Annotated in this window: 19 protein-coding genes, 1 tRNA gene and 1 pseudogene; 15 read left to right on the top strand and 6 right to left on the bottom strand. The window is 46.7% G+C overall.

Translation table 11 applies throughout. The annotated features are described in order from the left end of the window. Position 1: 1 nt before the first annotated feature. The 4 genes from BFO_RS03315 to BFO_RS03300 form a co-directional block, all read right to left on the bottom strand. Entirely contained in the window at positions 2–766 is a 765-nt protein-coding gene (locus BFO_RS03315; protein WP_014224181.1) for a ParA family protein, read from the bottom strand. Between the two features lie 287 nt (positions 767–1,053). Next, positions 1,054–2,070 (bottom strand): S41 family peptidase, encoded by a 1,017-nt coding sequence (locus tag BFO_RS03310; protein ID WP_014224179.1) that lies wholly within the window; start codon positions 2,068–2,070, stop codon positions 1,054–1,056. 3 nt (positions 2,071–2,073) lie between these two features. Further along, positions 2,074–2,907: a DUF3316 domain-containing protein gene (locus BFO_RS03305; protein ID WP_014224178.1), complete on the bottom strand. Its 834-nt coding sequence runs from the start codon at positions 2,905–2,907 to the stop codon at positions 2,074–2,076. Between the two features lie 20 nt (positions 2,908–2,927). Beyond that, a complete protein-coding gene (locus tag BFO_RS03300) occupies positions 2,928–5,612 on the bottom strand; it encodes a DNA gyrase/topoisomerase IV subunit A (protein ID WP_014224177.1) in 2,685 nt (894 codons plus the stop codon). Positions 5,613–5,751: 139 nt separating this feature from the next. Here BFO_RS03300 and BFO_RS03295 point away from each other — a divergent pair, with 139 nt between their 5' ends. The 7 genes from BFO_RS03295 to BFO_RS03260 all read left to right on the top strand — a co-directional run bounded on the left by BFO_RS03295 (position 5,752) and on the right by BFO_RS03260 (position 12,244). Further along, positions 5,752–5,991: a hypothetical protein gene (locus BFO_RS03295; RefSeq protein WP_014224176.1), complete on the top strand. Its 240-nt coding sequence runs from the start codon at positions 5,752–5,754 to the stop codon at positions 5,989–5,991. A 179-nt stretch (positions 5,992–6,170) separates the two neighbouring features. Further along, the gene (locus tag BFO_RS16560) at positions 6,171–6,965 is read left to right on the top strand and encodes a response regulator transcription factor (RefSeq protein ID WP_014224175.1); all 795 of its coding nucleotides are present in this window, start codon (positions 6,171–6,173) and stop codon (positions 6,963–6,965) included. 446 nt (positions 6,966–7,411) lie between these two features. Then, positions 7,412–7,993, top strand: coding sequence for a hypothetical protein (locus tag BFO_RS03285; RefSeq protein ID WP_157755279.1), 582 nt, complete (start codon positions 7,412–7,414; stop codon positions 7,991–7,993). Between the two features lie 245 nt (positions 7,994–8,238). After that, positions 8,239–10,152 carry a TonB-dependent receptor plug domain-containing protein gene (locus BFO_RS03280; RefSeq protein WP_167536498.1) on the top strand — a complete coding sequence of 638 codons (1,914 nt, stop codon included), beginning with the start codon at positions 8,239–8,241 and terminating at the stop codon, positions 10,150–10,152. Further along, on the top strand, positions 10,149–10,448 hold the full coding sequence (locus BFO_RS15455; RefSeq protein WP_041590633.1) for a hypothetical protein: 300 nt from the start codon (positions 10,149–10,151) through the stop codon (positions 10,446–10,448). Before BFO_RS03280 ends, BFO_RS15455 begins: the two co-directional genes overlap by 4 nt. Beyond that, a complete protein-coding gene (locus BFO_RS14815) occupies positions 10,399–11,289 on the top strand; it encodes a YcaO-like family protein (protein WP_167536497.1) in 891 nt (296 codons plus the stop codon). Before BFO_RS15455 ends, BFO_RS14815 begins: the two co-directional genes overlap by 50 nt. Before the next feature lie 349 nt (positions 11,290–11,638). Then, entirely contained in the window at positions 11,639–12,244 is a 606-nt protein-coding gene (locus BFO_RS03260) for an ABC transporter permease (RefSeq protein WP_041590630.1), read from the top strand. Between the two features lie 53 nt (positions 12,245–12,297). Here BFO_RS03260 and BFO_RS16555 read toward each other — a convergent pair. After that, a pseudogene (locus BFO_RS16555) lies at positions 12,298–12,477 on the bottom strand (transposase); the annotation flags it as partial. Positions 12,478–12,665: 188 nt separating this feature from the next. Here BFO_RS16555 and BFO_RS03255 point away from each other — a divergent pair. The 8 genes from BFO_RS03255 (at position 12,666) to BFO_RS03220 (ending at position 25,202) form a co-directional block, all read left to right on the top strand. After that, positions 12,666–12,739, top strand: a tRNA-Ile gene (locus tag BFO_RS03255). 31 nt (positions 12,740–12,770) lie between these two features. Continuing rightward, the gene (locus BFO_RS03250) at positions 12,771–14,318 is read left to right on the top strand and encodes an HAL/PAL/TAL family ammonia-lyase (RefSeq protein WP_014224171.1); all 1,548 of its coding nucleotides are present in this window, start codon (positions 12,771–12,773) and stop codon (positions 14,316–14,318) included. Positions 14,319–14,321: 3 nt separating this feature from the next. After that, a complete protein-coding gene (locus BFO_RS03245) occupies positions 14,322–14,693 on the top strand; it encodes a hypothetical protein (RefSeq protein WP_014224170.1) in 372 nt (123 codons plus the stop codon). A gap of 12 nt (positions 14,694–14,705) precedes the next feature. Continuing rightward, positions 14,706–16,025, top strand: coding sequence for a phenylacetate--CoA ligase family protein (locus tag BFO_RS03240; RefSeq protein ID WP_014224169.1), 1,320 nt, complete (start codon positions 14,706–14,708; stop codon positions 16,023–16,025). Further along, positions 16,015–17,139 (top strand): lysophospholipid acyltransferase family protein, encoded by a 1,125-nt coding sequence (locus tag BFO_RS03235; RefSeq protein ID WP_014224168.1) that lies wholly within the window; start codon positions 16,015–16,017, stop codon positions 17,137–17,139. The genes BFO_RS03240 and BFO_RS03235 overlap by 11 nt, the downstream gene beginning before the upstream one ends. Positions 17,140–17,235: 96 nt before the next feature. Beyond that, positions 17,236–20,718 (top strand): type IX secretion system periplasmic lipoprotein PorW/SprE, encoded by a 3,483-nt coding sequence (porW, locus tag BFO_RS03230; protein ID WP_014224167.1) that lies wholly within the window; start codon positions 17,236–17,238, stop codon positions 20,716–20,718. Positions 20,719–21,078: 360 nt separating this feature from the next. Beyond that, positions 21,079–24,543, top strand: a complete 3,465-nt coding sequence (locus tag BFO_RS03225; RefSeq protein ID WP_014224166.1) for a DUF6383 domain-containing protein — start codon at positions 21,079–21,081, stop codon at positions 24,541–24,543. Positions 24,544–24,788: 245 nt separating this feature from the next. Then, complete coding sequence (locus BFO_RS03220; protein ID WP_014224164.1) at positions 24,789–25,202, top strand: lipocalin-like domain-containing protein; 414 nt, start codon at positions 24,789–24,791, stop codon at positions 25,200–25,202. Positions 25,203–25,316: 114 nt separating this feature from the next. Here BFO_RS03220 and BFO_RS03215 read toward each other — a convergent pair whose 3' ends face one another. After that, positions 25,317–26,861: a sulfatase family protein gene (locus tag BFO_RS03215; RefSeq protein ID WP_014224163.1), complete on the bottom strand. Its 1,545-nt coding sequence runs from the start codon at positions 26,859–26,861 to the stop codon at positions 25,317–25,319. Positions 26,862–26,868 lie beyond the last annotated feature (7 nt).

Below are 26,868 nucleotides of genomic sequence, written 5' to 3'. Positions count from 1 at the left end.
GTTATTTGTTTTTTTCAATGATTTCCTGTGCCAGTTGCATATGATTGGTCGTCCCTTTCGAGTCCGCATCATAAAGCAAAATAGGACTTCCGAAGCTCGACGCTTCCACCAATTTCACATTCCTCTGAATGACCGTTTTGAATACCAAATCCTGGAACGGGCGTTTCACCTCTTCATAAATCTGGTTAGCCACCCTCAGGCGCGAGTCGTACATGGTAATCAGAAAACCTTCGATTTCCAACGCCGGATTTAGTTTCGACTTGATAATCTTAATCGTGTTCAGCAATTTGCTGATCCCTTCCAGCGCAAAATATTCACACTGAACGGGGATAATCACCGAGTCGGCAGCCGTAAGTGCATTCACCGTAATCAGCCCCAATGACGGAGAACAGTCGATCAAAATATAGTCGTATGCACTTTTTAATGGCTCGATGATCCGCTTTAAGATTTGCTCTCGCTGCTCCATATTCAGCATTTCGATTTCTGCCCCGACCAGATCGATATGTGACGGAAACACGTCCAATCCTTCCAATTCGGTCTTTACGATTGCCTTTTGCGGTTCTTCACCATTGATAAGACATTCGTAAAGAGAACAGTCCAGATTTTTGATATCAATACCTAATCCTGAAGAAGCGTTAGCCTGCGGGTCGGCATCGACTACCAGCACTTTCTTCTCTAAAGCCGCTAATGATGCAGACAGATTAATCGTCGTGGTGGTCTTCCCAACACCGCCTTTCTGATTTGCTAATGCGATAATTTTTCCCATAGTGTTTTTTTGTTTTTATTACAATCGCGCATATTTTATTATCGTTTTTATCCCTGCTATTGTAACTTGCAAAGGTATGGATTTTTTTTTATTTTCACTTTGCCGTTGTTTTGTCTTCTCGGGCCAGTCCGGTAAAATTCCTTTCAGATAATTAAAAAACAGGATATTGTAGGTTATGGTGGCGCCCTATGCCCTTCCTTGTCAGGATTACACGGAAGGCCATTCCAGAAAGCATCCAGACCCGGGGGCATACAACAGCCACACACAAAGGAGGATTTATAAACGACTCAATTCTTCTCTGTCTTTGAACCAATGTAACGAATGGCTTCTTCGATGATGGTATCTTTCCCTTTCTCCATATCTTCCTTTTTCATATCCACTTTGATGTCCGGATCGATGCCGTTTTCGGTATGTTGTTTGTCGGCATCGAGTATCGGAGAGGCTGAAAAGCGTACCGTCCATCCGTTAGGAAGTTCGGAGTGAAAGGGGAGTCCGCTTCCTCCTCCTGTCCGGTCTCCCATAATAGTCACCTGATCAAGGAGTCGCATTTTGTTCACGAAGTCGTTCGTCGCACTGTAGCTGTGCCGGTTTGTAAGCACCACGACCGGGCGCATCCAGCGAAGGTGGTTCGAGGGCTTCAGTTCGATCGGGTACGGTTCGGAAAAAGCGTCATGTGCAGGTCCCGTCTTATGGAGGATGTATCCCGCTACGATTTTCTTTTTCAGAAAGCGGGATGCAATGCGGTCGGAATTAGTCAGTGAGCCGCCACCGTTATCACGTACATCAATGATCAATCCTTTACATTTTCGGAAAGCAAAGAACACTTCGTCCAGATTCTTCTCTCCGACACTGTTCGAGAAACTTCCGTAGTATATATAGCCGATTTTCGTTTCCGGTAATTCCAGGTATTTCATCCCTCCGGCAATAGAATAACGGGTACCAAGGTAATTCTTTTGTATTTCCCGATTAAAGTTGGCCGGATAATCTTCGTACCAAGACCAGTAACGAGCGATATTAAACGGCGATACAAGGTTCGTATGTCCGTCTTTCAGTTCGGACAGCATGTTCCCCAACAAATCGAACAATTGGTATCGATCTATCGTATCCGTTACCTGAGGACTATACTTTCGATATACCTTTTTCCAATCTACATCTTTATATTCGAAAAAACAATAATGCTCGTCCATAATGGTCCAGAGCGCTTCGAAGTTGGTACGCGCATCCATCGTATAATTATCAGCCTTCTCACAAGATGAAAACAGGATTACCACGAAGAATAAGAGACCTTTCAAATAATATTTCATCTCTCAATAATATGCGCTTTGATACAACTGCGTTTTTCGAAGACGCTTACCGCCCAACGAAATCCATTCCTTCACCATCCCAACCATGAAACTGTGTGACCCGTAATCTACTCGAATACCATTCACTTTCGTCTGATAAAGATCATTCAGATAGCCAAGACGAACCGTCCAGTTTCCGACAGGCAGATCGACGGTCAGGTAGTTGCGGAAGGCCCACTTATTGTGCAAAGAAAAGCATTGAATAACGCCATCCGAATTGCCGACACCGAATATCTCGTAATACGACTGTCCGTAATGCGGCGAGAAAAGCGCCCCTGCTATCGGGAGCGCCGTCTGGTAACGTACCGTCAACGGGTAATGGTGCAGACGGAAGGTATAAATGACTGCAGCGGAGAGACGCATATCCAGATCGACGTGTAATGCTGCCGGGTTGTTGCCGTTTTGCATATTATAAACAAAACCGAGCATGGCACCGGCCGCGCCTCCCGCCAGAATTTTCAGATCGGGAGTCGCACGGAAATGATAATGCAATCCGTAAGCATAATCGATGAACCCCGCATAAGTGCGGCTTGTTCCTGCAGGATGACTCACCGTCAACCCATCGAGGTGAAGTGTTTGCTGTCGAGAGATACGCGGACGTATCAGCTTCATCCGTTCGTTCAACACGTTTATCCCCCACCCATTATACTTAACGGCCGAGAGGTAGGTATTCTTGATCTTATATCCTCCGCAACCGATCAGTGTCGCCTCATTCACAGAGCGATGCGGCTCGTTAGCCTGTGCATGCAGTGCAAGGGTGAATACCGAAAAACAAAAAAAACAAACAGTCTTCTTCATACATTTATCGTTCTGTTTTTCTATACATCAAAGAGGTTCATCTGTTGTTCCTCACGTTCTTCCGGTTCTTCATCGTGCACGCTCACCGGTCTGTTGTCTTCCTCTTCAGGAGCAAAATGCATCGGTTCCAGTTCATTGACCGTCTCTATCTGATAGGTGCTGATACGTTTCCCTCTCGCCTTGACACTCTTGACGCCGATAAACGATTCGGCATCGACTGTCAGCGGTTCACGGAAGCTGTCGTGCCCGCCGAAAAGCACTTCGATGCGGGGATACGCTTCGTCGGTAAGTAAATAGAGGCGGTGCTCCGGGTTCTCTCCCATCAAGTTTTGTCGCTTCCCGCCGGCATCAAGCTGAAAACGCTTGAGATAAACGTATTTCTGGTCGGCATCATAGAGCACGGCCGTCCATATCTTACGGCTGTCGTATCGTTCGATTAAAAGAACATTTTCTTCATAATGATTGCTCAGATCGAAGTCGGTCGTATAAAACTCACCGCTGCGGAGCACGACCAGAATCTGGTCATCGCTCTGAAATTCTCCTAGCTCTTCGCCACGCCCATCGTAATTGAGACGTAACACATCACGATCAAACCATACTTGACGGCCGCCAAGGGTAGAGCTACCTTTTTGCTTTAAGGTAATTTTATGGATCTCGGCTTTCGTCAAAAGATTTCCCATCGAGGCACGGCCTTTGATCAAAATCTCACTGAAATCTTTCTCAAAAACGAGGGTCTTCTGACGTAATTTGGGTTTAAGGACAATCTTTACCGTCTCGGCTTCTCCGTTTGGGTTGGCACTGAAATAAAGGATACGTGATCCTTCCACGCCCCTCGTTACCGTATATTCTTTATCGCGCGTGATGCCTGTAACGGCAAATCGTTTAATGAAGTTGCGCCCCATCTTTCCGTCACGGTAGATGACGTTGTAAATCGTACGGTTATCGTTCCGTTTAAAGACATTGACATAAATAACGCCTTTGCCGACAAAGATTTTGTCACTTACGCGTATGACCTTGTACGTGCCGTCTCGATAAAACAGAATGAGATCGTCGATGTCGGAACAATTGCAAACAAATTCGTCCTTTTTCAAGCTTGTACCGATAAATCCTTCATTGCGGTCAATATACAGCTTCTCATTGGCTTCAACGACTTTCGTCGCCTCGATTGTATCGAAGCTGCGGATTTCCGTACGTCGCGGATAGGCAGATCCGTATTTTTCCTTCAGTAACGAGAACCACGCGACGGTATGACCGACCATATTGGCCAGATGCTGCTCAACTTGCGCAAGGTCCTTCTTCAGCTGGGCGATTAGTTTTTCGTTTTTGTCAGCATTAAACTTCAGGATGCGTCCCATTTTGATCTCCATCAGTCGAAGGATATCGTCGGGCGTGACGTCACGGATCAGATCGGGCTTGAAAGGCTCCAGCCGTCGGTCGATATGTGCCACGGCCTTATCCATATCTTTTGCATTCTCAAACTCCGAATCTTTATAGATGCGTTCTTCGATAAAAATCTGTTCCAGCGAAGCGTAAAAGAGCGACTCAAGCAGTTCGCTTTTCTGAATTTCCAGTTCGCGGCGCAACAGGCTTAACGTCTGATCCGCCGAGTGGCGCAGCACTTCGCTGACCGACATGAAGCGCGGCTTGTTGTCTTCGACAACGCAACAGTTCAGATAAATGCTTTTTTCGCAGTCGGTAAAGGCATAAAGCGCATCGATCGTCTTGTCGGACGATACGCCCGGTGCTAAATGAATCAGAATCTCAACATCTTTGGCGGTATTGTCATCCACCTTGCGAATTTTGATTTTGCCCTTATCATTCGCCTTGATGACCGAATCAATTAGCGACCCGGTCGTGTGACCAAACGGAATTTCCGTAATCACGAGCGTTTTGTTATCGATCTTACCGATCTTCGCACGTACTTTGACCATGCCTCCTCGACTTCCGTCGTTATATTTCGAGACATCGATCAGCCCACCCGTCTGAAAGTCGGGATAGAGTTTGAACTCCTCCCCTCGCAAATGCGCAATCGAAGCGTCGATCAACTCATTAAAATTATGCGGTAGAATTTTAGACGAAAGTCCGACAGCAATGCCTTCGGCTCCCTGTGCAAGCAACAACGGGAATTTGATCGGTAAGCTAACCGGCTCTTTGTTACGACCGTCGTACGAGAGCTTCCAAAGAGTTGTTTTAGGGTTGAACACCGTCTCGAGAGCAAATTTGGAGAGACGTGCTTCGATATATCGCGGTGCGGCGGCGCTGTCGCCCGTCAGGATATTTCCCCAGTTCCCTTGACAATCGATCAATAAATCTTTTTGTCCCAGCTGCACCAAAGCATCTCCGATCGACGCATCGCCATGCGGGTGAAATTGCATCGTTTGCCCTACGACATTGGCCACTTTGTTGTAACGGCCGTCATCGATCCGTTTCATCGCATGCAGGATACGCCGTTGAACAGGCTTCAATCCATCGTTAATATGCGGTACGGCACGTTCAAGAATCACATATGAGGCATAGTCGAGAAACCAGCTCTGATACATCCCCGGCAGATGATGGACCGCATCACTTCCTCCCGGCACAGTATAGCCGGAGCGCGAAGGTAATACATCCCCTTCTTCTGCGATCTCTTCCGCCTCCGATGTTTCAGATATTTCATCGTCGGAATACGCATTTCCATTTGTCCGGACTTTTTCCCCGAACAGCATTTCTTCGTCTCGTTCTTGTTCAGTCTGATTTTCTCGTGCCATGTGCTCAAGCCTATTATGATTCGCGCCGTGCAAATGTACATGAAAAAGTTGGAACCGCAAATAAAGCCTTCTGCTCGTGTAGTTTCAACAAATAGAAATGCTTACTCCCGTTAAAGCTATCAAAGGGCAATGTGAAGAGCTAAAACAAAGAGACAAAGCCTTTAATGCCCTCTTCTCTACGGCTGTTTCAAAAGTTGGACAACCTATTGGGGCTTTCTTCAATTGGCTGAACGAAAAAACAAATATTCAAAGAGCGATGAAAGTAATATCTATCAACGGGCTGTTAGTTCACATCTACGGAAAGTTGGCGATCGCTTTCTTGTACCTTATCTTTTAACGCTGGATTCGCATAATTAACAAATAAGTGCGTATGGCACGTTGTTCTCATGTAGAGATTTGATTGTGAGCTCAACTTTTTTATTAGACTGGTGTATAATCCAATGATTTTTTTGTAAGTTTGCAGCAGTGAATTTTTATTTAGTTTTCTTATGTAATTAATACCATATCTTTAGACTTATGCATGTGAATATAGACTCAACCTATCCTAACGAATATATCGATATTTATGATATTGATTTAAAGAAAAATAGCTTTCTTTATGGTGTTATTTCTACCCTTCGAAACACTTCATCTTCTGAGTCTTCCATTTGTTACATTTGGAATCCGTTGAAACAACGAATTATTTGGCTATCTAAAGGATGCATGGCGCTCTTATCTCAGAATCAGACAGCAGCATTAGAGAATCAGACAGCAGCATTAGATGATCTACTATGCCTGTATCCGAAAGAAGATCTTTTAAGAATCAAGAGATATGAAGAGTCTGCATTTAGATTTATCTTGAGTAATTACGGAAACCGGTTCTTCGACTTCAATTGTAGAAGTAATATTCAAGTATTCTTTAATGGCTTTTGGCGATGCTGCGAACGAATAGTTTCTATACTCTCAATTCAGGAAGGTCAAGTGCACACCGTATTGTGTCGACTATTACCGTCATCCCATAAATTGAGTGGAATCCCCCGCATTATAAACTGCTATACAGGAATATATTACCGCCTGCATCCTAATCTTCGATATTGGATTCAGAAAGTTCCGATAGCACTGAACAATAGGGAGCAGCAAATTCTAATTCTTTCGTCTCAAGGACTGACGGAGCATGAAATATCAGATCGATTATACATCTCTTCCTCTAGAATAAAAACGATTAAAGCAAATATAATGAGAAAATTAAAAGTTAAAAATATACATCATGCCATATACCGAGCATATATATACGGTCTTATTATGGCGGTTAATGACAAGAAATATCTATAACGTATCTTTAAAAATACTTTAGTATATAGCAGAAAGAGACTAAAGAATACTGTCTATAAGATTGATTTTGCTCTATCTTTGCAACAAAGTTCTATGTCATTGTGGTTATCTCATTGATGTTGCGAATTGAATGTTTAGCTAAATTATTTTAAGCTATGTTACAATTAGATCAAAATCTAAGTTTTGTTAGGGTTTCTCATGAAGATGCTGTTAGTGTTGCAGACTTGAATGTAACTGCAGATGATGTTGGCTCAGAAGTCGCTCCTGGTTGCTGTGGAACCTTTGGGACCTTTGGAACAGCGGGAGGGTGTTGCGGAACTTTCGGCACATATGGATGTGCGGGAGGAGCTGAGATAACACAACTGTGAACCAGGTCTTAACGTCTGTACCGAATGGGATTGGTTAAATCAGCCGCCTATTCGGTACACACTACAAAAAGTAAAATTATGAAAGCAATAATTCGCATTATAACAATAGTGCTTGCACTCTTATACTGGACATCATCATCTTTAGCAGAAGATATGTCTGAGATTGTCAGTAAGCATGTTGCAGCTCTCGGGAAGCATGCCAATCGCCTACATTCTATACAGATCGAACAGAAACTACTTTCGAATGGAGTAGAATCTATTCAAACAACAATATTGGTGCCTAAGCATTTCTTCTACCAACAGATGATCCTCCAAGGTGGGCAAGTCCTCACCTATGTAAGAGACAGCTTGGGCTGGAGCTTAAATAGCTTTGTATCATCTAAGGTCAGGATGATGTCTCCTCAAGAATGTGCGACTTTCTTGCTACTGAATACTCAGATGCTGGGGCCTATTTATGAGTACGGTACTGACTCTATCAATGGGCCTGTCCAGACCATCACGTTGGAAGGTGATGATAAGATCGAGGAGGAGCCTTGTCATCGAATGAAAGTAGTCTACAAGGGAGGCATAGGAGAGACAGATGTCTATATCTCGAAAAAGAGTTATTTGATTAAGATGACAGTTAATGTACTTGGTAAGACGTTCTTCTCAAACTATTGATCGGTACATGGCATTGTATTCCCCCACAGGATTGAAATTATCAATGCGTATGGTAAAGCCGTAGGAGATGTTTTATCTATAAAGCAAAATCCTTCTATAGACTTTGATAGACTTAAGATTACCCCATAGTATTGTGTTTTATGTATGCCCGCATATTTACACTATACATGCTTTCTCTATGGTTAGCAAATGATGGGATTACTTTCGCCCAGAACAGTAAGAGTGTTGGGAAAGACACACTCTCCATGAGCTACTTACTCTCGGAAGTAGTAGTGACAGCTTCCAAGGTGAAGTATAGGTATCAAGACAATACGCTTATATATAAAGTTGTTGATGATGAAGGGGCTAAATTCGCTATATCAACTGTTGATATCCTACGTAGGACTCCCCTGGTAACAATTGGTGCTAATAATACGCCTATGATTCAGGGGAATTCCAAGATTAAGGTACTCATCGATGGCAAAGAGCTCTATGGGATTCCTTCCAGCCAAGTGCTGTCACTCGTTGCTCCTACAGATATTCAGAGAATAGAAGTTTCTACAATGCCTAGTGCTATGTATGCTGCAGAGAGCATTGGTGGAGTAATAAATATTATTACATCTCGCCAGCATATGGGCTCTTTCTCTGGGGCAGGAAATATTGGTATAGGGAGTAAGGGAAGCCATATCTCTATGACATTGCTCTCTCCCCTCAGTAAGAATTGGAGTATAAATACCAATCTATACGGTCTCATCGGCTATTCTCATATCTCAACTAGTAGAAGCTGGATAAGTACTGGTCGTTTTCCGATCACTTGGCGAAGCGAAGCCACAGGGAATAGCCTTGCACAGCTCTATAATGGAAGTATCACTCTTAGCTATCACCGAAATCCCTCTAAGTTTGATGTTGGTGTTCGTTTTTTTGCACAATACTCTACCCTCAAAGAGCGGGATAAGGGAAAACTGACCCAACTAACAAGTGGAAATGATGTTTATAACTTGTTGAGCAGTTACGAATATAAACTTAATCCAGTTGGGAGCATCAAGGCGTACACCTCACTGCTCTATACTCCTATCTCCAATCGCTTAGAGATAAATGGCCAGGACATTAGGGATAAACAATCTCTCATGCTATGGCTCAATGATATTAGCCTGAATCTTCCGATAGGGGGGCGAACCCAGATGGTTGCTGGTGGTCGGTGGGCCAAAAGCCAGATTTTTCATGGAAGTCGTCTATCAGAGCTCATCAATCAACAATCTATCCTATCGACCTATCTGGAGTTTACCCATAGATGGTCTCCTCGACTAAGCGCTATTTTAGGGTTACGATATGAGAGATGGGAGAGACAATGCGAGCAGCAATCTTCCGGGTGGTTTCTTAATTCGTCTCTTACCTATGACCTGGACATTAGAACTAAGCTATCTGTAGGGGTGGGGCAACGCATTAGTCGTCCCTCTCTATCTGAGCAGATCACAGGAAGGAAATATGTTTCGGAAGTCCTGTATGTCACAGGAAATCCCAACGTGGAGTCTGCCAAACCGATCAAAATGGAGATCAATCTGTCTAGGTTTTTAGGGGCTAATTTTCTGAAATTCTCACTCTTCCATGAGCATAGCAAAAGATCAGTGGCTTTCTACATGAGGCCGGAAAATGAAGAATTGGTTATGTCTCCAGTGAATCTATCCAAGCATATATCCTATGGTGCAAATGCTTGGGGCAATCTTTCACTGTTTAGGGGCGATTTATCGTTCTCTTCTGGACTTAACGTCCAGCATGTAGATATTAGATACAGTGATATCTTCAACAAGGGCTGGATGTGGGATTTTAGTGTTAACATTCATTGCCGTTTGGGAAAATATTATGCGATCAATTTTTTTGGTTCACTTCAGAGTAAAAAGATACACTTACAGGGATATAGCCTCCCATACACGTATAGTAACCTGTCTATAGAGAGATTCTTTGGGGGTGAGGGGACATCTGCACTTGCATTGTCTGTAGATAATCCATTTACTCGAGCTATCAAAGAGCAGAAAGAATACCATACCTATAATGATCTGTATAGCGATCGGGTTGAATACTTTAACCGAGGCATACGACTTATCTTCAAGTATCGCTTTGGGAAAAAGAATATAGAAGACAAAGATATCCAACCAAGAAATATATTAAATGACTCATTATGAATTTATTATTGAGAGAAAAATTGCCTGTTATTCTTCAAGAATTCTTTTGGGATGTAAATGTAAAGTTTCCTCAAGCCCCGAAGCTTGTTGAAGGAATTAGGGTTTATGTTGCTCCCAATGGCTTGGAAATTCAGTTTCGAGGGAGTTCTGAGAGAGTCGCGATCAAAGGTAAGAGATCTATTGTATTATGGGAATGGTTATCCCGTTTACTTAATGGAGAATATACCCTTGATGATATCTTTCATTATGCTATGGAAGAGTCCTCATACCAAGACATTGTGCCTAAACACTTCTGAAGAAACCTATCTACCAATAGAAACAGTATTTCTTACAGCCTTAAAAAGGGATTCTTCTACATTATTTACAAATCCGATATCATCAGGGCTATCATTCTATACAAACAAGGAGGTCGCTTCAATCAAAGGAATATTTGAGGTTATTGAGAGAGATGCTCTAATGTATTGGTGGCATACAAACCTACAGAGTGCAACAGAGATAAATATATACAACTCTGTTAATAAGGGGATTATAGATCGAATATGTAGGATTCTTGAGGTTGGATTAAGAATTAGGCTCTTGAATATATCTAGATTTCCCGAAATTCCAGTCGTATTGTGTGTTATTTCTGGAAAGTCATATCCATATGCAGGATTTGGGATTTCATGCAACGCAAGCATGATAAGTGCAATTTGTAAATCAATTGATGAGTCTGTTTCTATTCGAACAATGTCTCATTGGGCTAGATCCTCTGAGAAAGTTGATTGTAATAACTTTGATTGGGTTCAAGAGTTACCAGATCATATGCATTTGTATGCAAATTGGAAAGATTCTCCTATTGTAGAGAAGCTAATGCAAACAGACTTTCCCAAGGTCGATGCTGTATACTATACAAAATCATTCTCAGAGGAGCCATGTCTATTCTTAAAACAACTAGTTGGGTATCTGGATACTCATGGCTACAAAGTATACTGGAAAGATTTGACCCTTCCCGAAGTACGGCATTTAGGAGTTGTCTCAAAGATTATTATCCCCAAAATGATTCCTCTTTCTCAATCACAAAATATCCGATGGCTAGGAAACCTTCATCCTAATCCAACGAAAGCAATTGTTAATCAATATCCACATCCATTTGCATAGCTTATGTTTAAATCAATTCTACCATTAGATATTGAATATCATATCTCTTCCAGAAATAATAAAGCCTTGTTTTCTTCTAAGGCTGATCATCTGAGGCACTATAATGAGCATATCGTAAATCTTCAGCACAATGTGGGGCTTTCTATATATCGGTCAATTCTCCTGGTCAGACTCCCTCCTCCAATAAAGATTGCGGATTCTTTTCAAGATGTTGTGGAAAAACGTTGCAGTCGTAGGGATTTTCATGCTCATAATATCCAACTAGATGAACTATCTACTCTCCTGTCTTTAGCAGCTGGATATAAGCAATCTGACCCTTATCTTATACAACAACAACCTACTTCGGAGTATGGCAGAGGAAAAAAGTAATAAATTAGCAGAAGTTCTATCCATATATATAGACCCAAAGTATTTAGTTTTAGGCAAGATTTTGGGAATGAGTATTGCATCATTGTTACAGGTTGCGATATGGATTATAGCTTATGCAGGATACTTCTTGGTTCTGATTTGGTATGATGCAAACTATATTGGGCACTATGATTCTAGTGTGTCCCCAATCGATACACTTATGTCTTTTATTCAGATAAACATCCATAACACTGTTGGCATTGAATTCCCTCTCTTTTTCTTTTTGGGTATTCTTTTAAATGGAGCTATATTCTCTATTATCGCAACTTTGTCAAGTAGCAAAGCAGGTAGATTTTTGACTCCATTAGGAAATATGCTAATTATCTTGACTATTTATTTTGGGATGTATGTTGCAGGCAACCCTGATACTGAAATGACTCAAATATTATCCTACCTTCCAATCTCAAGTTATATCGCAATTCCAGTACTATCTGTATATGGGATACCAAAGATGAGAATATTTATATCACTCTTTGTTCTATCTGTTGGGGTTACCTTAGGGCTGTTGTTGTCTATAACATTGTACAAAAAAAGCTTGAGATGTTAGATATGATAGTACATCAGTACATACGATCATGTGGCAAGTCCTGAGAAACTCTACGCGCGTGTCAGCTTACGCTGGATAACCATCAAAAGGAGGTTGGCAACCAGTGTGGTCCAAATCTGAATCTGTATGGCATTGGCGCCCTCTCCATAGAAGATCTTCAATGGAAAGTTCAGCTTGATCTACTTGAAGAGCAGCTCTATGAGCCAACGTTTGCGATAGATTTCAATGATCTCCCTTGGATCCGCTTTTGAGACAGTCTCAGACAATTTGGAGAGGCTATATGGTAGCCATACATTCTCTCCCATGCCTGATGTCTGTTTAATTGTCATCAATTGTTGTGGGAAAGTGAAAAACAGATTTGCGGGTTTCGATTAAAACCCTTACCTTTGCTCACGATTTTTGAACATCGTTTCCAAGAATCGGTCCCATAGCTCAGTTGGTTAGAGCACCTGACTCATAATCAGGGAGTCCTTGGTTCAAGCCCAAGTGGGACCACGTTTTGCTTTTTTTTAGAGAATGTATAAAGATGGAAAAAACCGTTACGTATCAATCGGAGAAAGGTTTTTCAATACACGACGTGGAGAGGTTGCTGCTGGGGCAAAGTCATCTAAAACTATCCGCAGAGTCGTTACAAAAAGTAGAACGTTGCTTTACTTTTTTACGTCAATTTTCGACGGACAAAGTGATTTATGGCATCAATACCGGTTTTGGCCCGATGGCACAATACCGTATAGACGACAGTTGCCTGAAACAACTTCAATATAATATCATCCGTAGCCACTCGACGGGAGCCGGAGAGCCGTTGGCTCCGATCTACGTAAAAGCGGCCATGATCGCAAGACTGTCGACTTTCTTACAGGGTTATTCCGGCGTACATACGGATCTGGTCCGACTGCTGACCGAGTTTATCAATCGTGATATCTGCCCGTTCATTCCTGAACATGGGAGTGTAGGAGCAAGTGGCGACCTTGTGCAGCTGGCGCATATTGCCTTGACCCTGATTGGCGAAGGCGAAGTCTTTTACAAGGGAAAGCGCACGCCGGCAGCCGAAGTGATGCAGAAAGAAAAACTTGCTCCTCTCGATATCCACATTCGCGAAGGGTTGTCGGCCACGAACGGCACCTCGGTCATGACGGGGATCGGACTGGTGAACCTGATTTACGCCAAGAGGCTGCTACATTGGTCGATCGCCGCTTCGGTGATGATGAATGAGATCGCATCATCATACGATGACCTGATGTCGCCCGGACTGAATGCGACGAAGCGACACGAGGGGCAGCAGGAGATAGCACGTGAAATGTGCCGGTGGGCGGCCGGGAGCAAAGCGATGCGTAAACGCGAGATCGAAATGTTTCAACGGCATACCGAGAAAGTATTCGGACACAAGGTACAGGCTTACTATTCGCTTCGTTGCGTGCCGCAAATATTAGGTCCGATATGGGATACGATGGCCTACGCAGAGAAGGTGCTCGTCGATGAACTGAACTCAGCTTGTGACAACCCGATCGTAGATCCGGAGGCGCAATACGTCTATCACGGAGGCAACTTCCACGGCGATTATATTTCGTTCGAAATGGATAAGTTAAAAATTGCCGTGACAAAAATGACGATGCTGGCGGAGCGACAACTCAACTACCTGTTTCATAATCGAATTAACGACGATATTTTGCCGCCGTTCGTGAATCTCGGCGTACTGGGACTCAACTACGGCCTGCAAGCTGCACAATTCACGGCCACCTCGACAACGGCCGAGTGCCAGACGCTCTCGAACCCGATGTACATCCACAGCATCCCGAACAACAACGATAATCAAGACATTGTAAGCATGGGTGCCAATGCAGCCTTGATGGCTAAAACGGTTATTGAGAACGGCTATCAGGTAATGGCCATCCATTTTATGGCGCTTGTGCAAGCCGTCGACTACCTGAAACTGCAACCGCGGATGGCGGAGAAGACACGCGCTGTCTACGACGAAATCCGTGCGTTCTTTCCGGTCTTTACGGACGACACGCCGAAATACCGGGAGATCGAAACAATGATTACTTATTTAAAATCTTCAGGAAAAAGAATATAAGCCATGAAAGTTCCCGAAAAATATTACGACGAAATCTTCGAATTTAATGGGCTGTGGGACGTCGTGTCGAAATGCGGTCTTAAAATCATAGATAAAGGAGGGAAAAAGACGGTCATTGTCACTGAACTGTATCAGGATAATCCCGGCACTTCGGTTACGTATGCAGGATATGCATTAGCCCGTCAAATCTGTGAACGCAAGAACTTAGAAATAAACAATATTCGCTATTTGGAATGTAATCCCGATACGCAATCTAAACTCTCGTTTTACGATGAGGAGTATTTTGAAGTGACTTTTCCCAAAGCAACGGGAGAAAGTAACCGGGCAACTTACCGTCAACTGTCGAAAGACGAAGTCATGGCTCTATTTGTATAACTTGTCGCACGCATGAACATCACTCCCGGCATAGAAACGCAACCGGCCGCAACCATCAAACAGTTTCAGGAAGCCAAACTGGCGGTTGCTTTAGCTTATCTGTCCGATTATTCGACTTTTTATCAGCGGATGTTCAATCAATATCGTATCGACATAAAGAAAATCAGAACCCTGAAAGACCTGACTGCGATTCCATTTACCGAAAAATCCGACCTTCAGACGTATAACAAAGACTTTATCTGCGTGCCGCAGCATAAAATCATCGACTACATCACCACGTCGGGGACGCTTGGCGACCCTGTGACGTTTGCCATGACGGATGCCGACCTCGAGCGATTGGCTTACAACGAGCAAATCTCCTTTCAATGTGCCGGTGCCAAGCCGGGCGACATCTTCCAGCTGATGACAACCATCGACAAGCGATTTATGGCCGGACTGGCATACTTCCTCGGCATACGCAAGCTGGGCGCGGGTATCGTTCGTGTCGGGAACGGTATCCCCGAACTGCAATGGGACACGATCCGGCGTATCTGCCCTGACACGATCATCGTCGTGCCGTCGTTCATCCTGCGTATCATCGAATATGCTGAGAAGCACGGCATCGATTATCGCCGTTCGAGCGTGCGGAAAGCCGTCTGCATCGGCGAAAATCTGCGCGAACAGGACTTCTCGTTCAACTTGTTAGGAGAGAGCATCCGTAAGAAATGGGACATCGAACTGTATTCTACTTACGCTTCTACCGAGATGGCCACCACTTTCACCGAGTGTCATTGCGGATGCGGCGGACATCATCATCCCGAACTGATCATCTGTGAACTGGTCGACGAAAAAGGAACACCCGTCGAAGAAGGCGAAGAAGGCGAATTAGTGGTGACGACACTGGGCGTGGAAGGAATGCCGTTATTGCGTTTTAAGACGGGGGATCTGGCACGCTTCCACTGCGAGCCGTGCCGCTGTGGACGGACAACCATGCGTATAAGCCCTATCATCGGACGGCGTAACCATATGGTGAAGTACAAAGGCACAACACTCTACCCGCCCGCCATCTTCGACGTGCTGGATCAGACGCCCTACGTCGAGAACTATGTGATGGAAGTCAGCGATAACGAGTACGGTAACGACCGTATTGTCGTCCGGATCGGACTGCGCGGACAACCGTCGTTCGACGTGACGAAAGAGTTGAAAGACCGCTTTCGTGCTCGCATACGGGTAGCTCCGGAGATCGAGATCGCCGAAGCCGGCGAGATACGACGGATCAATTATCCGGACATGAGCCGCAAACCTGTGAAATTCATTGATAAACGCAAACATACGGCGAGCCATGCATCATAAATTCAACGATATCCGTCCTTTCTGTACTTCGGAAATACCGGAAGCGATGCAAGTCATTGCCGAAAGCGAACACTTCGAACTGCTGGCACGTTATATCTTTCCGGACAGAGACGTCGAAGAAGTGCGGGAGATGATACGAACTATCCGGACAACGGACGAGTTTCAACTCAACGTGATGTATTACGTGAACGAACAAATCGTTCGCCGCTCGATCACCCGGTTGACTCAAAACAGTTTCGCTCACCTTGACCCCCGAAAGCCATACCTTTTTGTCTCCAACCACCGCGACATCATGCTTGACTCGTCATTGCTCCAATATATTCTGCATATCAATGGCTTTCGTACGACGGAGATCACTTTCGGCAGCAACCTGATGCAGGAAGCATTAGTCACAAACATCGGGCGTGCCAACAAAATGTTTAAAGTGATACGCAGCAGCAACCTCCATGATTTTCTGAAGAATTCGATGCTCCTCTCGGAATACATCCGCCACACTCTCACGCAAAAAGGCGAATCAGTCTGGATCGCACAGCGTAACGGACGTACGAAGGACGGTCATGACGCAACGGACCAAGGGATGATCAAAATGTTCTGCATGAGTGACAAATCCGACTTACCTCGCTCTGTCGGTGAATTGAATATTGTCCCTATGGCGATTTCGTATCAAATAGAACCGTGCGATATCCTCAAGACACGTGAACTGTATCTCTCGCAAGGCGGCGAAAAATATGTCAAACAACCGGATGAAGACCTGAACAGCATCCTCACCGGCATCATGCAACCTAAGGGAAGGGTACATCTCAGCCTCGGCAATCCGATCACGTACGAACAGCTCCCATCCGGCCAACGCCATGCCAACGAGTTCTATAAAGGAGTCGCCTCGTTGATCGATAAGCAAATCTACGCGCATTACAAACTCTACGATAACAATTACATCGCTCATGACATGCGCAGCGGTACATCGACCTACGCTGACCGCTACACCCTTGAAGCAAAGAAGATTTTCGAAGAGCGCTGCAACGCAATGCTACAACAACTCGAAGGAGATCGCAGCACGTTGCTCAATATTTTTCTTGGCATTTACGCGAATCCGGTTGACAATGCACCGAAATGATCGTAATTTCGCTTTTGTACGGGTTTATGCATAACGGAACAATAAACCGAAAAGAAATCAGTTATTTTACAGACAGGATAGACAGCGACAGAAAACGTGAGAAGATATTACGATATTTTTTTATGGGTAGGGACGGCACTGCTTTTACTGGGAGCGTGCAGTACGAAGAAGAACACGGTGGCCAGCCGCCGGTGGCATGCTTTTACTGCCCGATACAACACGTATTTCAACGGTAAGACCTCATTTGACGAACAGTTGGCCGACATGTACAACAACTACAAGGAAAATTATACCGAACGAATCTTCCTGTACCCCATCAGTGCGAAACCGAAGGACAAAAACGAGACGGGCGGCCCGTTCGATCGGGCGATAGAGAAAGGGAATAAGGCAATCAAACAACATTCTATCCGAAAAAAGCCGGCACGCAGGGAAGGATGGCGTAACGATCCGAAACAACTGGCGTTGCAAAACAAAGAGGAATACAATCCATTCCTGAAGCATTGCTGGATGCTCATCGCACAGGGACAGTTTTACAATGCTGACTTTTTGCAAGCCTCGGCTACATTCTCCTACATCGCCCGTCACTATGAAACGGACAAAGAAATGGTCGCTGCGGCACGGATATGGCAGGCACGCTGCTATGCCGAGTTGGGATGGCTCTATGAGACGGAAACAGCCTTGGCGCGTCTGAAAGAAAACGGCTTTCCTGCATCGAACCAAGGGGAATATGACCGCGTTTATGCCGATTACCTCGTGAAAAGCGGACGGTTTGAAGAAGCTGTACCGGAATTGCAGAAAGGAATAGGGAAAGAAAAAAATCGTCGCCAACGTACTCGCATGCGCTATCTGCTCGGACAGTTGCAGGCGGAACTGGGGCAAAACGAGGCTGCTTATCAGACTTTCGGGAAGGTAGCCTCTTCGAACGCCCCGTACGAGATGGTGTTTGCAGCGCGTATCCGGCAAGCCGAAGTGCTTCCACCCGGCCGTTACCCGCAAGTGCTGAAGATCCTGAATCGCATGGCCCGGAGCGATAAAAACAAGGATTTTCTCGATCAGGTCTATACCGCTATCGGAAATGCCTATATGAGTCGCAGCGATACGGCCAACGCGATCACGAACTACGCTCTCGGTATCGAAAAGAGTATGCAGGGCGGACTTGATCTCGCGATCTGCCAAATCAAACTGGGCGATATCTATTTCGCCCAAAAAGAGTATGTAAAGGCACAGCCTTGTTTCAGCGGTGCGCTGAGCGGCATCCGGAAAGAATATAAGGACTATGATCGTGTGGCACTGTTGTCGGCAGCGTTGGACGAACTAGTGGTACATGTCGAAGCGGTGCATCTGCAAGACAGTTTGCAGGCGTTGGCCAAACTGCCGGAGTCGGAACGGTTGGCGATGATCGATAAAATCATAGAGGAAGTCAAAGAAAAAGAAAAGAAGGAAGCTGAAGATGCGCGACGAGAACGCTATCTCGCCGAGCAGGAGGGGAGAGGCAACGATTTCGGCCAACGTCCGAATATGCAAGCCAACCTTCAATCGCTCTCCGTTAATTCGGGGGGGGGCGCATTCTATTTTTACAATGACCAAACCGTGGCACAGGGTAAGACACAGTTCCAGAATAAATGGGGCAAACGCGTGAATCAGGATGACTGGCGTCGCCGCGATAAAGTCATGAACATGGCTTCACCGCTTGAAAACCGACGCGTAGACGAAGAGAACCGGATGCAGTTCGATGAGGAAGGCAATCCGATCGAGGCGCCTGTCGATTCGATGCAAATGGTGATGGATTCGCTATCGTCCGACCCGAAATCGCGCGAGTATTATCTGCAACAGATTCCTTTCTCGGAAGAAGACTTGGAGGCCTCGAACATCATCATTGCCGACGGATTGTTCAACATGGGCATGATCTACAAGGACAAGTTAGAGAACAAACAACTCTCGGTCGAGACATTCAGGGAACTGGAGCGTCGTTTTCCGGAAAACAAATACCGGATGGATTATTACTTCCAGTCATATCTGATGGGGCTTCGGTACAAAGACCAACCGTTGGAAACGGAATACAAGAACAAACTGATACAAGTCTTCCCTGAGAGTGACTATGCCAAAGCCGTGGCCGACCCCAACTACGAATACAACATCCGCATGATGGACCGGGTACAGGATTCACTCTACGAAACGACCTACAATCACTACCTGGCGAACGACACTTTGTTTGTACGACGCAGCTACCGTCATTTCAGCGAGACATATCCGCTGGCCACGCTGATGCCTAAATTCATGTTTGTCGAGGCGCTCACCTACGTGCAGTCCGGCGACGCAGCAGGTTTCAAAGATGCTTTGCAGAAACTGGTCGAGAAATATCCGTCGGCCGATGTGACGGAGCTGGCCAACGAGATGCTCAAAGGTATCCTGCGCGGTCGCCAATTAGTGCAGGGCAATATGACGGGCATGAAGTGGAACCTGCGCTTCGGGCTTGACGAGTACGGACAGCTGTCGGCAGCCGACTCGGCGCGGCAGTTCGTCGACTATCCGCAGTCGCCACACCGCATGGTCTTACTCTACCCGACCGGAGCCGTCGACCGCAACCAGTTGCTCTACGCCGTAGCTGCATACAACTTTGCCCATTTCGAAGTTAAGAGCTTCGACTTGATCATGGAAGAGGCCGGATCGTTCAGCATGCTAATCATAAGCGGATTCAATAGCTTGGAAGAGACGCTTAGTTATTACGCGATGATCTATGCACCTGAAGGATATGCCTCGGCAATCGATCGTGCCGTATCGTTCTTCCCGTTCTCCGACGAGAATTACGAAACCCTGTTGCACGGTAAGACGCTCGAAGAATACATGGCATTCTTTGCCGAGAAATACGGAGCGCAGGCGCCTGAGCTCGTAGCCCGCTGGCGGATGCAGGTGGCGGCCGATGAAAAAGAAACTGCACACGAAGACATCGCTGTGGAACAGGCGGCCGAGGTCGATACCGAGAACCTTGAAACGTCTGAGACAAAGAAGTTCCCTCAAAAGGAAACGAAAGAGGAAATTTCGGAAGAGATTCACCTCTCGCAACAAGAAACAGTACGGGAAATGCAAGAGCCATTCATCAAAAAAGAACAGGAACAACCTGTTGAAGAAGTAACAGAAGAAGTCGAACCCGAAGAAAAGAACGTCCGCGAAGTCGAGGAGCAGGCTGTATCGACAGAAGAACAACAGACCGTCTCTCCGGATACAACGCAGACATCGCAAGATACCGTTCTCGTCAAACCGAAAGAGATCACACTCGAATATTTACAGAAGCGTCGTATGCAAACGGAAAAGAAAGAACGCCTTGAGCAGGAGGAAAAGGAAAAATCCCTTGAAGAAAAGCGTAAAGAAGCAGCAAAGCAAAAGAAGCAACTTCTGAAAGAACGCGAAACGCTTCGTCGTCAGAAAGCCAAAGAAGCCAGGGACCGCCTGAAGCAGAAAGAAAAAGAGCGGAAAGAGAAGGAAAAAGCCAACCGTCAGCGACAGAGAGAAAAAAAAGCGGCACGCAATACAGCGCAAAAAGAAAAAGCTGCCGCCCGCAAAGTCCGAACACGGAAGTGAGCAGACAGCTCCCATACCGATTGATCCGTCCGATGGACTGAGACTTTATCAAATATCACCAATGATTTCCTCCATGTGTGAATTGTGAATAATGTTAAATAATGATAATAGTGGCGAATCTCTGAATATTTCACTATAAAATAATTACCTTTGCATCATAATAAATCATAAAATCATCAAGTCGTTTGATCATTGACGTCAACATGCTCATATCAATTAATAAATAACATTATGAAGAGAAAGAAACTTTTATTTCTGTTTATGTGCTTATGCGTTTTAACCGGCCTCCGATCGCAAGATACCGAATTCTGGTTTGTAGCGCCACAATCCGGAATTCAAACTTTAAATAACGGAGGTTTCGTGTTTACGAATACCTCAACTAATAGTCCGGCAAGGGTTACGATCACCTATTACAAATCGGGACTTTCGGAAACTATCAACATTGGTCCCGGTCAAGGGGCACGTCGCATTATTGACCGGACTTTCTCCACTGCGAATGTGGAAAATATGATGATCAATGCGGGAAACGTGGTACCCTGTGGCATTCATATCGAATCGACGGAGAAACTGGTTGCATATTATATGTTTGATGCAAGTGCGACAAAAGATATCTTTACCTTGAAAGGAAAAGCAGCATTGGGAACGGAATTCTTTGTGCCCCAAACCACCGATGGTTTTTATATCAATGGTGATCCCGGAACAGGCAACAACTATCCGAACGCTTTCGACCAGATAGACATTGTGGCCACAGAAGATAATACAACGGTTACAGTTACCTTGACACGAGACTGTGTCAAGGAATACAATACTGCTACCGGCAATGGAACGGCTGATATTTCAGCCGGTACATATACCGTAACGCTTCCACATAAGGGCGATGTGATTAAATACTTGGAGAAAGGGCATGGCCCCGCGAATGCATTCAATACACTGGGTGGAACAAAAATTGTATCAGATAAACCGATTGCCGTGTCTTCGACCGAAGAGGTAACGAATCACGATATGGTTGCCGATCAGATTGTTCCGGTCGACAAAACCGGCACGCTTTATCCTATTGTGAAGGCCTATTCCGATTCCACGTTAGGCAGTTGGGGTACCCAATACTCGAGAGATCGCGTATATATTATGGCTACCGAAGACGGCACAGATGTATTCGTCAATCTTCCGGACGGAAGCCAGCGACAGATCGGCGCAGGATTACAGGCCGGCAAAGCAGCTGCCTTTAACATGGGCGAATTGCATAAGCCTCCTTATGCCGTCAGCATCAAAACGAACAAACGCGCTTATTGTTTGCAGACGACTTCGCAAAGCTATCATCCCGGAGGCGCCGTGCTTCCCAGCATCTACAGCGTAGCAGCCAGCAAATTGTCTTTCTATCAGTTCCCGGCGCCGCTTGCCAATGAAAAAAACGCCATCTTTCTGGCTTATCGGGATACATGCGAGAAATATTTCGAAATCGAATATGGCGGAGTAACGTATAATCTGATGACGCTGGCCGGTATTCCCAGCACAGGTGCTACCGCCGACCAGATGGGACAGATCCCCGGTATTGCCGGATGGAGCTATATGCGTGTCACCCTCCCGGTTGCAGCGGACAATCAGGTCGTCACCATCTCCAACTCGGAGTCGGTATTCTCATTGGGCTATTTCTCCGGAAGCTTAACGCAACATTATGCTACCCTCGGATATCTATCGGCATTCGGCGATTGGAAATTCGATCCGGATACGATCTATCGTTGTGCGGCGAGTGCTAGACCTGTTAATCTGTTGGGAGGGTATGCAGCTAACTATAAATGGACCTTGCCGGACGGCAGTATTCGACAAGGAGCCGACCTGAGTATATTAAAAGCACGCGTACCGGGTATGTATATTCTGGAAATGGACCAGGAATTTCAAACATTGACCGATACGTGTTGGGTCCTTGACCTGGAATGGAATGCCTCCATCAAGCGCCAACCGAACAAACCGGCCAAGATCGGGGTTCCGCAACAGTTCAGCATCAAGATGAATCAGTCGATGCTCAACATGCCTACCCTACGCATCAAGTGGACTTTCGAGGGCGGAACCCCGTCTACATCGGTAGCGGCCAGTCCGAAGGTAGTTTGGAACTCGACCGGACAGAAAAAGGTCACGCTTCATCTCTCGGCCACAGCCGGTACGGGGGCTTACGAAGTGACGTGCGACACGACCCTCGTGATGGATTTGATGCTTCACGAAAAGCACCTCGGATACTTTGTCGACCGGAACGTACGTGGCGGACGCCGTGACGGAACGAACTGGCCGAATGCTTTCCCGACGATCGATGAGGCGCTTGGCCTGGCTTCTCAGGGCGACTGTATCTGGGTGGCCGAAGGGAACTACATGCCTCCGCAAGGCCAGTCGTATGTGATCGATTACGACAGTGTCGAAATCTACGGCGGCTTCGGTGCATGGGAAACGGATTTGAACGAACGGAACTACACCTTGCATAAGACGATCATGAACGGTAACGGAAGCAACGTCGTCGTCTTCGACGGATCGACGAATTATACGAACAACGCTTGCGGAGTCAGTCGCGATGCCCGTGTCGACGGATTCATCATCCGTGGCGGAGAGGCCTCGGAAGGAGCGGGTATTCTCTTCAAGAACGGGGCTTCGGGGACCGTAGCCAACTCGATCATTACATCCAATACGGCGACGAACTTGGGAGGCGGCATCCATATCAGCGGCGGATATAACGGCGGCTGCATGGGACGTACGGGCGACGCGCTGATCTACAACACCGAAATCAGTCACAACCGGGCCACCACAGCGGGTGGCGGTATCTATAATAGCGGAAGTGCGTTCCTCTCGGTCAATAACACCGTGAGCGGAAATATAGCCCCGACGGCAGGAGGCCTCTATAACAACGGCGGTGATCCCCATCTGCGCAACAGCATCCTCTGGGGGAACCTTACGGGTGGGGCACTCGGGTCCGACGTGATGAACGAAGGCGGAACGCCCGTATGGAGCCATTGTAATGTAGGCGGATGGAGTGCAACGCTCGGAAAAGATGGCGGACGAAACATCGATCGCAACCCCGTATTCCGTCGCAAAGGATACGACGACGATCTGACGCCTCGCAGCGACGGCAACTACCGCCTCTCGAGCACCAGTCCTTCGGTGAACAGCGGCTATAACCCGTTCGTGCTGTCGGGATTCCGCAACCGAACCTCGACCGTGCTGCTCCATCCGGCCAAGGCAGGGTATACCGAAGCTCTCGGTCTCGATCTGGGCAGTCTGGCCAGGATTTATGACGATATCGTAGATATGGGAGCATACGAATATCATCCGAATACGATACACCCCAACGTTGTACATGAGATTGTGATCGGTACGTATCCGAACGTAACGACGGTTCCCGGCGCAGGTATTCATTATATCGAAAGCCAGAAAAACTTTACGATGAGGCTCACCCCGGCCGAAGGCTATAGCCTGAAATACATACAGGTGAAGACGGACTCGAAGACACGCGATGAACAACAAGGTGGTATCCGCATCACCCATAACGAAGACGGAACGGTGACGCTCGTCTTTCCCAAAGTGGTCGAGCCGCTGACGATTCAACTCACGGGTGTGAGTCCCGTCTCGAACGTCTCGATCGATCGCGGTTACGCCCTCCGTACGGAAGAGGGTGCGCTTCATATCCGTACCGCAAAAGCAACGGACGCACAGATTTACTCGGTCACCGGACAGCTCGTTCATCGGACACAGATCGCCCGGGGAGAAACCTCGATTCCGTTAGCGAAAGGCGTATACATCGTTACCCTCGACGGACAAATCAGACAGAAGGTGGTGATACGGTAAAAAGAGAAACGTGCCGTTCTTTTTCGGCATGCTTGAATAAAGTTTTTTTCATAGTATTGGAGTTTTAGAATTTTAAGATTCTACACCAAGAAAAAGCGGATGTCGGGAGGATATCCGCTTTTTTTCGGTTATCCGAGAGTAATATCTTAAGGCAGCCTTTGCCGGCATGAAAGGTATACACGGACAGTTTGGGCAAACGAAAAGAGTCTTGTACCTTTGTCGGAGTAAAGAAAAAGAAACAGAACATGAGAGGAATGAAACGAGGCATCGGGATGCTGCTCATCGCATGGCTATGTGTGGCATGCCGGCACGAGGTCAGTGACCGGCTGATGGGTAAATGGCAATTGCAAACCGTCGAGGCACAAGGGAGCATCGCACAGGTCGATACCGTATGGTATAACTTCCAGTCCGAATCGCTGTTTATGTATCAGATATACCGTCCTCTGTCAAACGATTACTTCTACACCTACGGGTATAAGGTACAACCCGAAGAGCATACGTTAAAATTAGAGCTGACGAATTATACGATTCTGGTCAAGGATTTCCTTCCGCATACCGACTGGCCTAACGCCCGGCGTACTTTTACTGTCGATTACATCGACGGCCGTCGGCTGATACTGCATGCCGGCGACACGACGTATACATTTCGCCGATACTGACACTCGCTTCCGATTCAGCTCCTCCTATCCGGAACTAAAAAAGGAGGATGGTCCTCCCGACAGTCCTCCTCCTCAATCACATTAAAAAAACACACGAGAAATACTTCTCGTCGCTTACAGTTCCATTCCCACGCCTTTGCTTTTCTCTTTTTCGAGAATCGTCTTCATTTCACCGACGATTTCAGGCTTTTCCTTCGCTATGTTGTCGTATTCGCCGCGGTCGGTCACGATATGGTAGAGCTGCTCTTCGGGATGATTGCCCAGCTCAGTATTTGTCAGCACATTGTAGGGTGATGCCTGACTTGGCTCGATGTATTTCCATTCGGGCGTCAACACCGTCAGCGACGAGCCGGCACCGATCACATATTCCCGTCCTTTCAGGTCTTTGCCTAACCATGCGGGAAGCTGGTCGCGGCTGTCGGCAGGAATATCCGCGATGTTTTTCGCCCCGACAAGACGGGCCAGCGTGGCCGTCATATCGATTTGCGAAACCAGCGCGGGTGACGTGGCGGCTTTCACTCGTCCGGGCCAGTGTACGATAAACGGCACACGCGTTCCGGCTTCAAACGTACTGTATTTTCCGCCGCGAAACGGGCCCCATGGCTTGTGATTCTTGAGACGCGCAACGGCCTCATCGGCATAACCGTCGTCTACTACCGGGCCGTTATCGCTTGAAAGGATGATCAGCGTACGCTCAAAGATACCCGCCTCTTTCAATGCCCGCACGACCTCGCCCACCGACCAGTCGAACTGCACGATGGCATCGCCGCGATGTCCCATATCGGTCTTTCCGCGGAAACGAGGGTGCGGGAAACGCGGCACATGCACATCGTTCGTCCCGAAATAGAGGAAGAACGGACGGTCTTTGTTCTTCTCGATGAAGCGCACGGCGTGCACCGTGATGCTGTCGGCAATATTCTCGTCTTCCCACAGCGCCGCCTTTCCGCCTTTCATGTAGCCTATACGCGAAATACCGTTCACAATGCTCTGGTTGTGACCGTGATCAGGGCTGGGCTTCAATTTCGTCAGCAGCTCGGGATTTTCTTTTCCGGTAGGCTCGCCCTCGAAGTTCTGCGTATAGCTGACGGAGATCGGATCGTTGGGATCGAGGTTGACGGCACGCTGATTCTCCATGTAGACACACGGCACACGATCGCCCGTAGCCGCCATGATGTACGAGTAATCGAACCCTACCTCGGCCGGTCCGGGAGCTACGCGCTCATTCCAGTTCTGTTTGCCGTTCTCGGCGCCCATCCCCAGATGCCATTTGCCTACGGCTCCGGTGGTGTATCCGGCCTGACGGAGTATTTTGGGCAGCGTCAGCCGGTCGGGACGGATGATCAGCGCGGCATCGCCCGCGGCAATCCCCGTGCCTTTTCTGCGCCACGGGTATTCTCCGGTAAAGAGACCGTAGCGCGAAGGAGTGCTGGTGGCGGCAGCCGAGTGCGCATTGGTGAATCGCACGCCGTTGTCTGCGAGCGCATCGGTATGAGGTGTTTGAACGCAGGTAGCGCCGTAGCATGAAAAGTCGCCGAACCCGATATCGTCGGCATAAATCAATACGATATTCGGCCGTTCGTTCTCTTGCGCCTGCAACGAGGCCAGCGTAAGGGCCGAAGCGGTCAACAGACCGGCTTTCGGAAGAAGATGTTTATTCATATATTTA

Origin of the sequence: Tannerella forsythia 92A2 (genome assembly GCF_000238215.1) — a bacterium.
GTDB classification, from domain to species: Bacteria; Bacteroidota; Bacteroidia; order Bacteroidales; family Tannerellaceae; genus Tannerella; species Tannerella forsythia.
The sequence above is the reverse complement of the archived record's forward strand: the minus strand, read 5'-3'. Positions and strand labels throughout refer to the sequence as shown.

Bases quoted from the DNA above. Each gene is read 5' to 3' on its own strand.
- BFO_RS03285 (WP_157755279.1), top strand. From the start codon at position 7,412: ATGAAAGCAATAATTCGCATTATAACAATAGTGCTTGCACTCTTATAC.
- BFO_RS15455 (WP_041590633.1), top strand. From the start codon at position 10,149: ATGAATTTATTATTGAGAGAAAAATTGCCTGTTATTCTTCAAGAATTC.
- BFO_RS03260 (WP_041590630.1), top strand. From the start codon at position 11,639: ATGGCAGAGGAAAAAAGTAATAAATTAGCAGAAGTTCTATCCATATAT.
- BFO_RS03300 (WP_014224177.1), bottom strand. From the start codon at position 5,612: ATGCTGTTCGGGGAAAAAGTCCGGACAAATGGAAATGCGTATTCCGAC.
- BFO_RS03235 (WP_014224168.1), top strand. From the start codon at position 16,015: ATGCATCATAAATTCAACGATATCCGTCCTTTCTGTACTTCGGAAATA.
- BFO_RS03240 (WP_014224169.1), top strand. From the start codon at position 14,706: ATGAACATCACTCCCGGCATAGAAACGCAACCGGCCGCAACCATCAAA.
- BFO_RS03305 (WP_014224178.1), bottom strand. From the start codon at position 2,907: ATGAAGAAGACTGTTTGTTTTTTTTGTTTTTCGGTATTCACCCTTGCA.
- BFO_RS16560 (WP_014224175.1), top strand. From the start codon at position 6,171: ATGCATGTGAATATAGACTCAACCTATCCTAACGAATATATCGATATT.
- BFO_RS03280 (WP_167536498.1), top strand. From the start codon at position 8,239: ATGAGCTACTTACTCTCGGAAGTAGTAGTGACAGCTTCCAAGGTGAAG.
- BFO_RS03315 (WP_014224181.1), bottom strand. From the start codon at position 766: ATGGGAAAAATTATCGCATTAGCAAATCAGAAAGGCGGTGTTGGGAAG.
- BFO_RS03250 (WP_014224171.1), top strand. From the start codon at position 12,771: ATGGAAAAAACCGTTACGTATCAATCGGAGAAAGGTTTTTCAATACAC.
- BFO_RS03295 (WP_014224176.1), top strand. From the start codon at position 5,752: ATGCTTACTCCCGTTAAAGCTATCAAAGGGCAATGTGAAGAGCTAAAA.
- BFO_RS03220 (WP_014224164.1), top strand. From the start codon at position 24,789: ATGAGAGGAATGAAACGAGGCATCGGGATGCTGCTCATCGCATGGCTA.
- BFO_RS14815 (WP_167536497.1), top strand. From the start codon at position 10,399: ATGCTATGGAAGAGTCCTCATACCAAGACATTGTGCCTAAACACTTCT.
- BFO_RS03245 (WP_014224170.1), top strand. From the start codon at position 14,322: ATGAAAGTTCCCGAAAAATATTACGACGAAATCTTCGAATTTAATGGG.
- BFO_RS03310 (WP_014224179.1), bottom strand. From the start codon at position 2,070: ATGAAATATTATTTGAAAGGTCTCTTATTCTTCGTGGTAATCCTGTTT.
- BFO_RS03215 (WP_014224163.1), bottom strand. From the start codon at position 26,861: ATGAATAAACATCTTCTTCCGAAAGCCGGTCTGTTGACCGCTTCGGCC.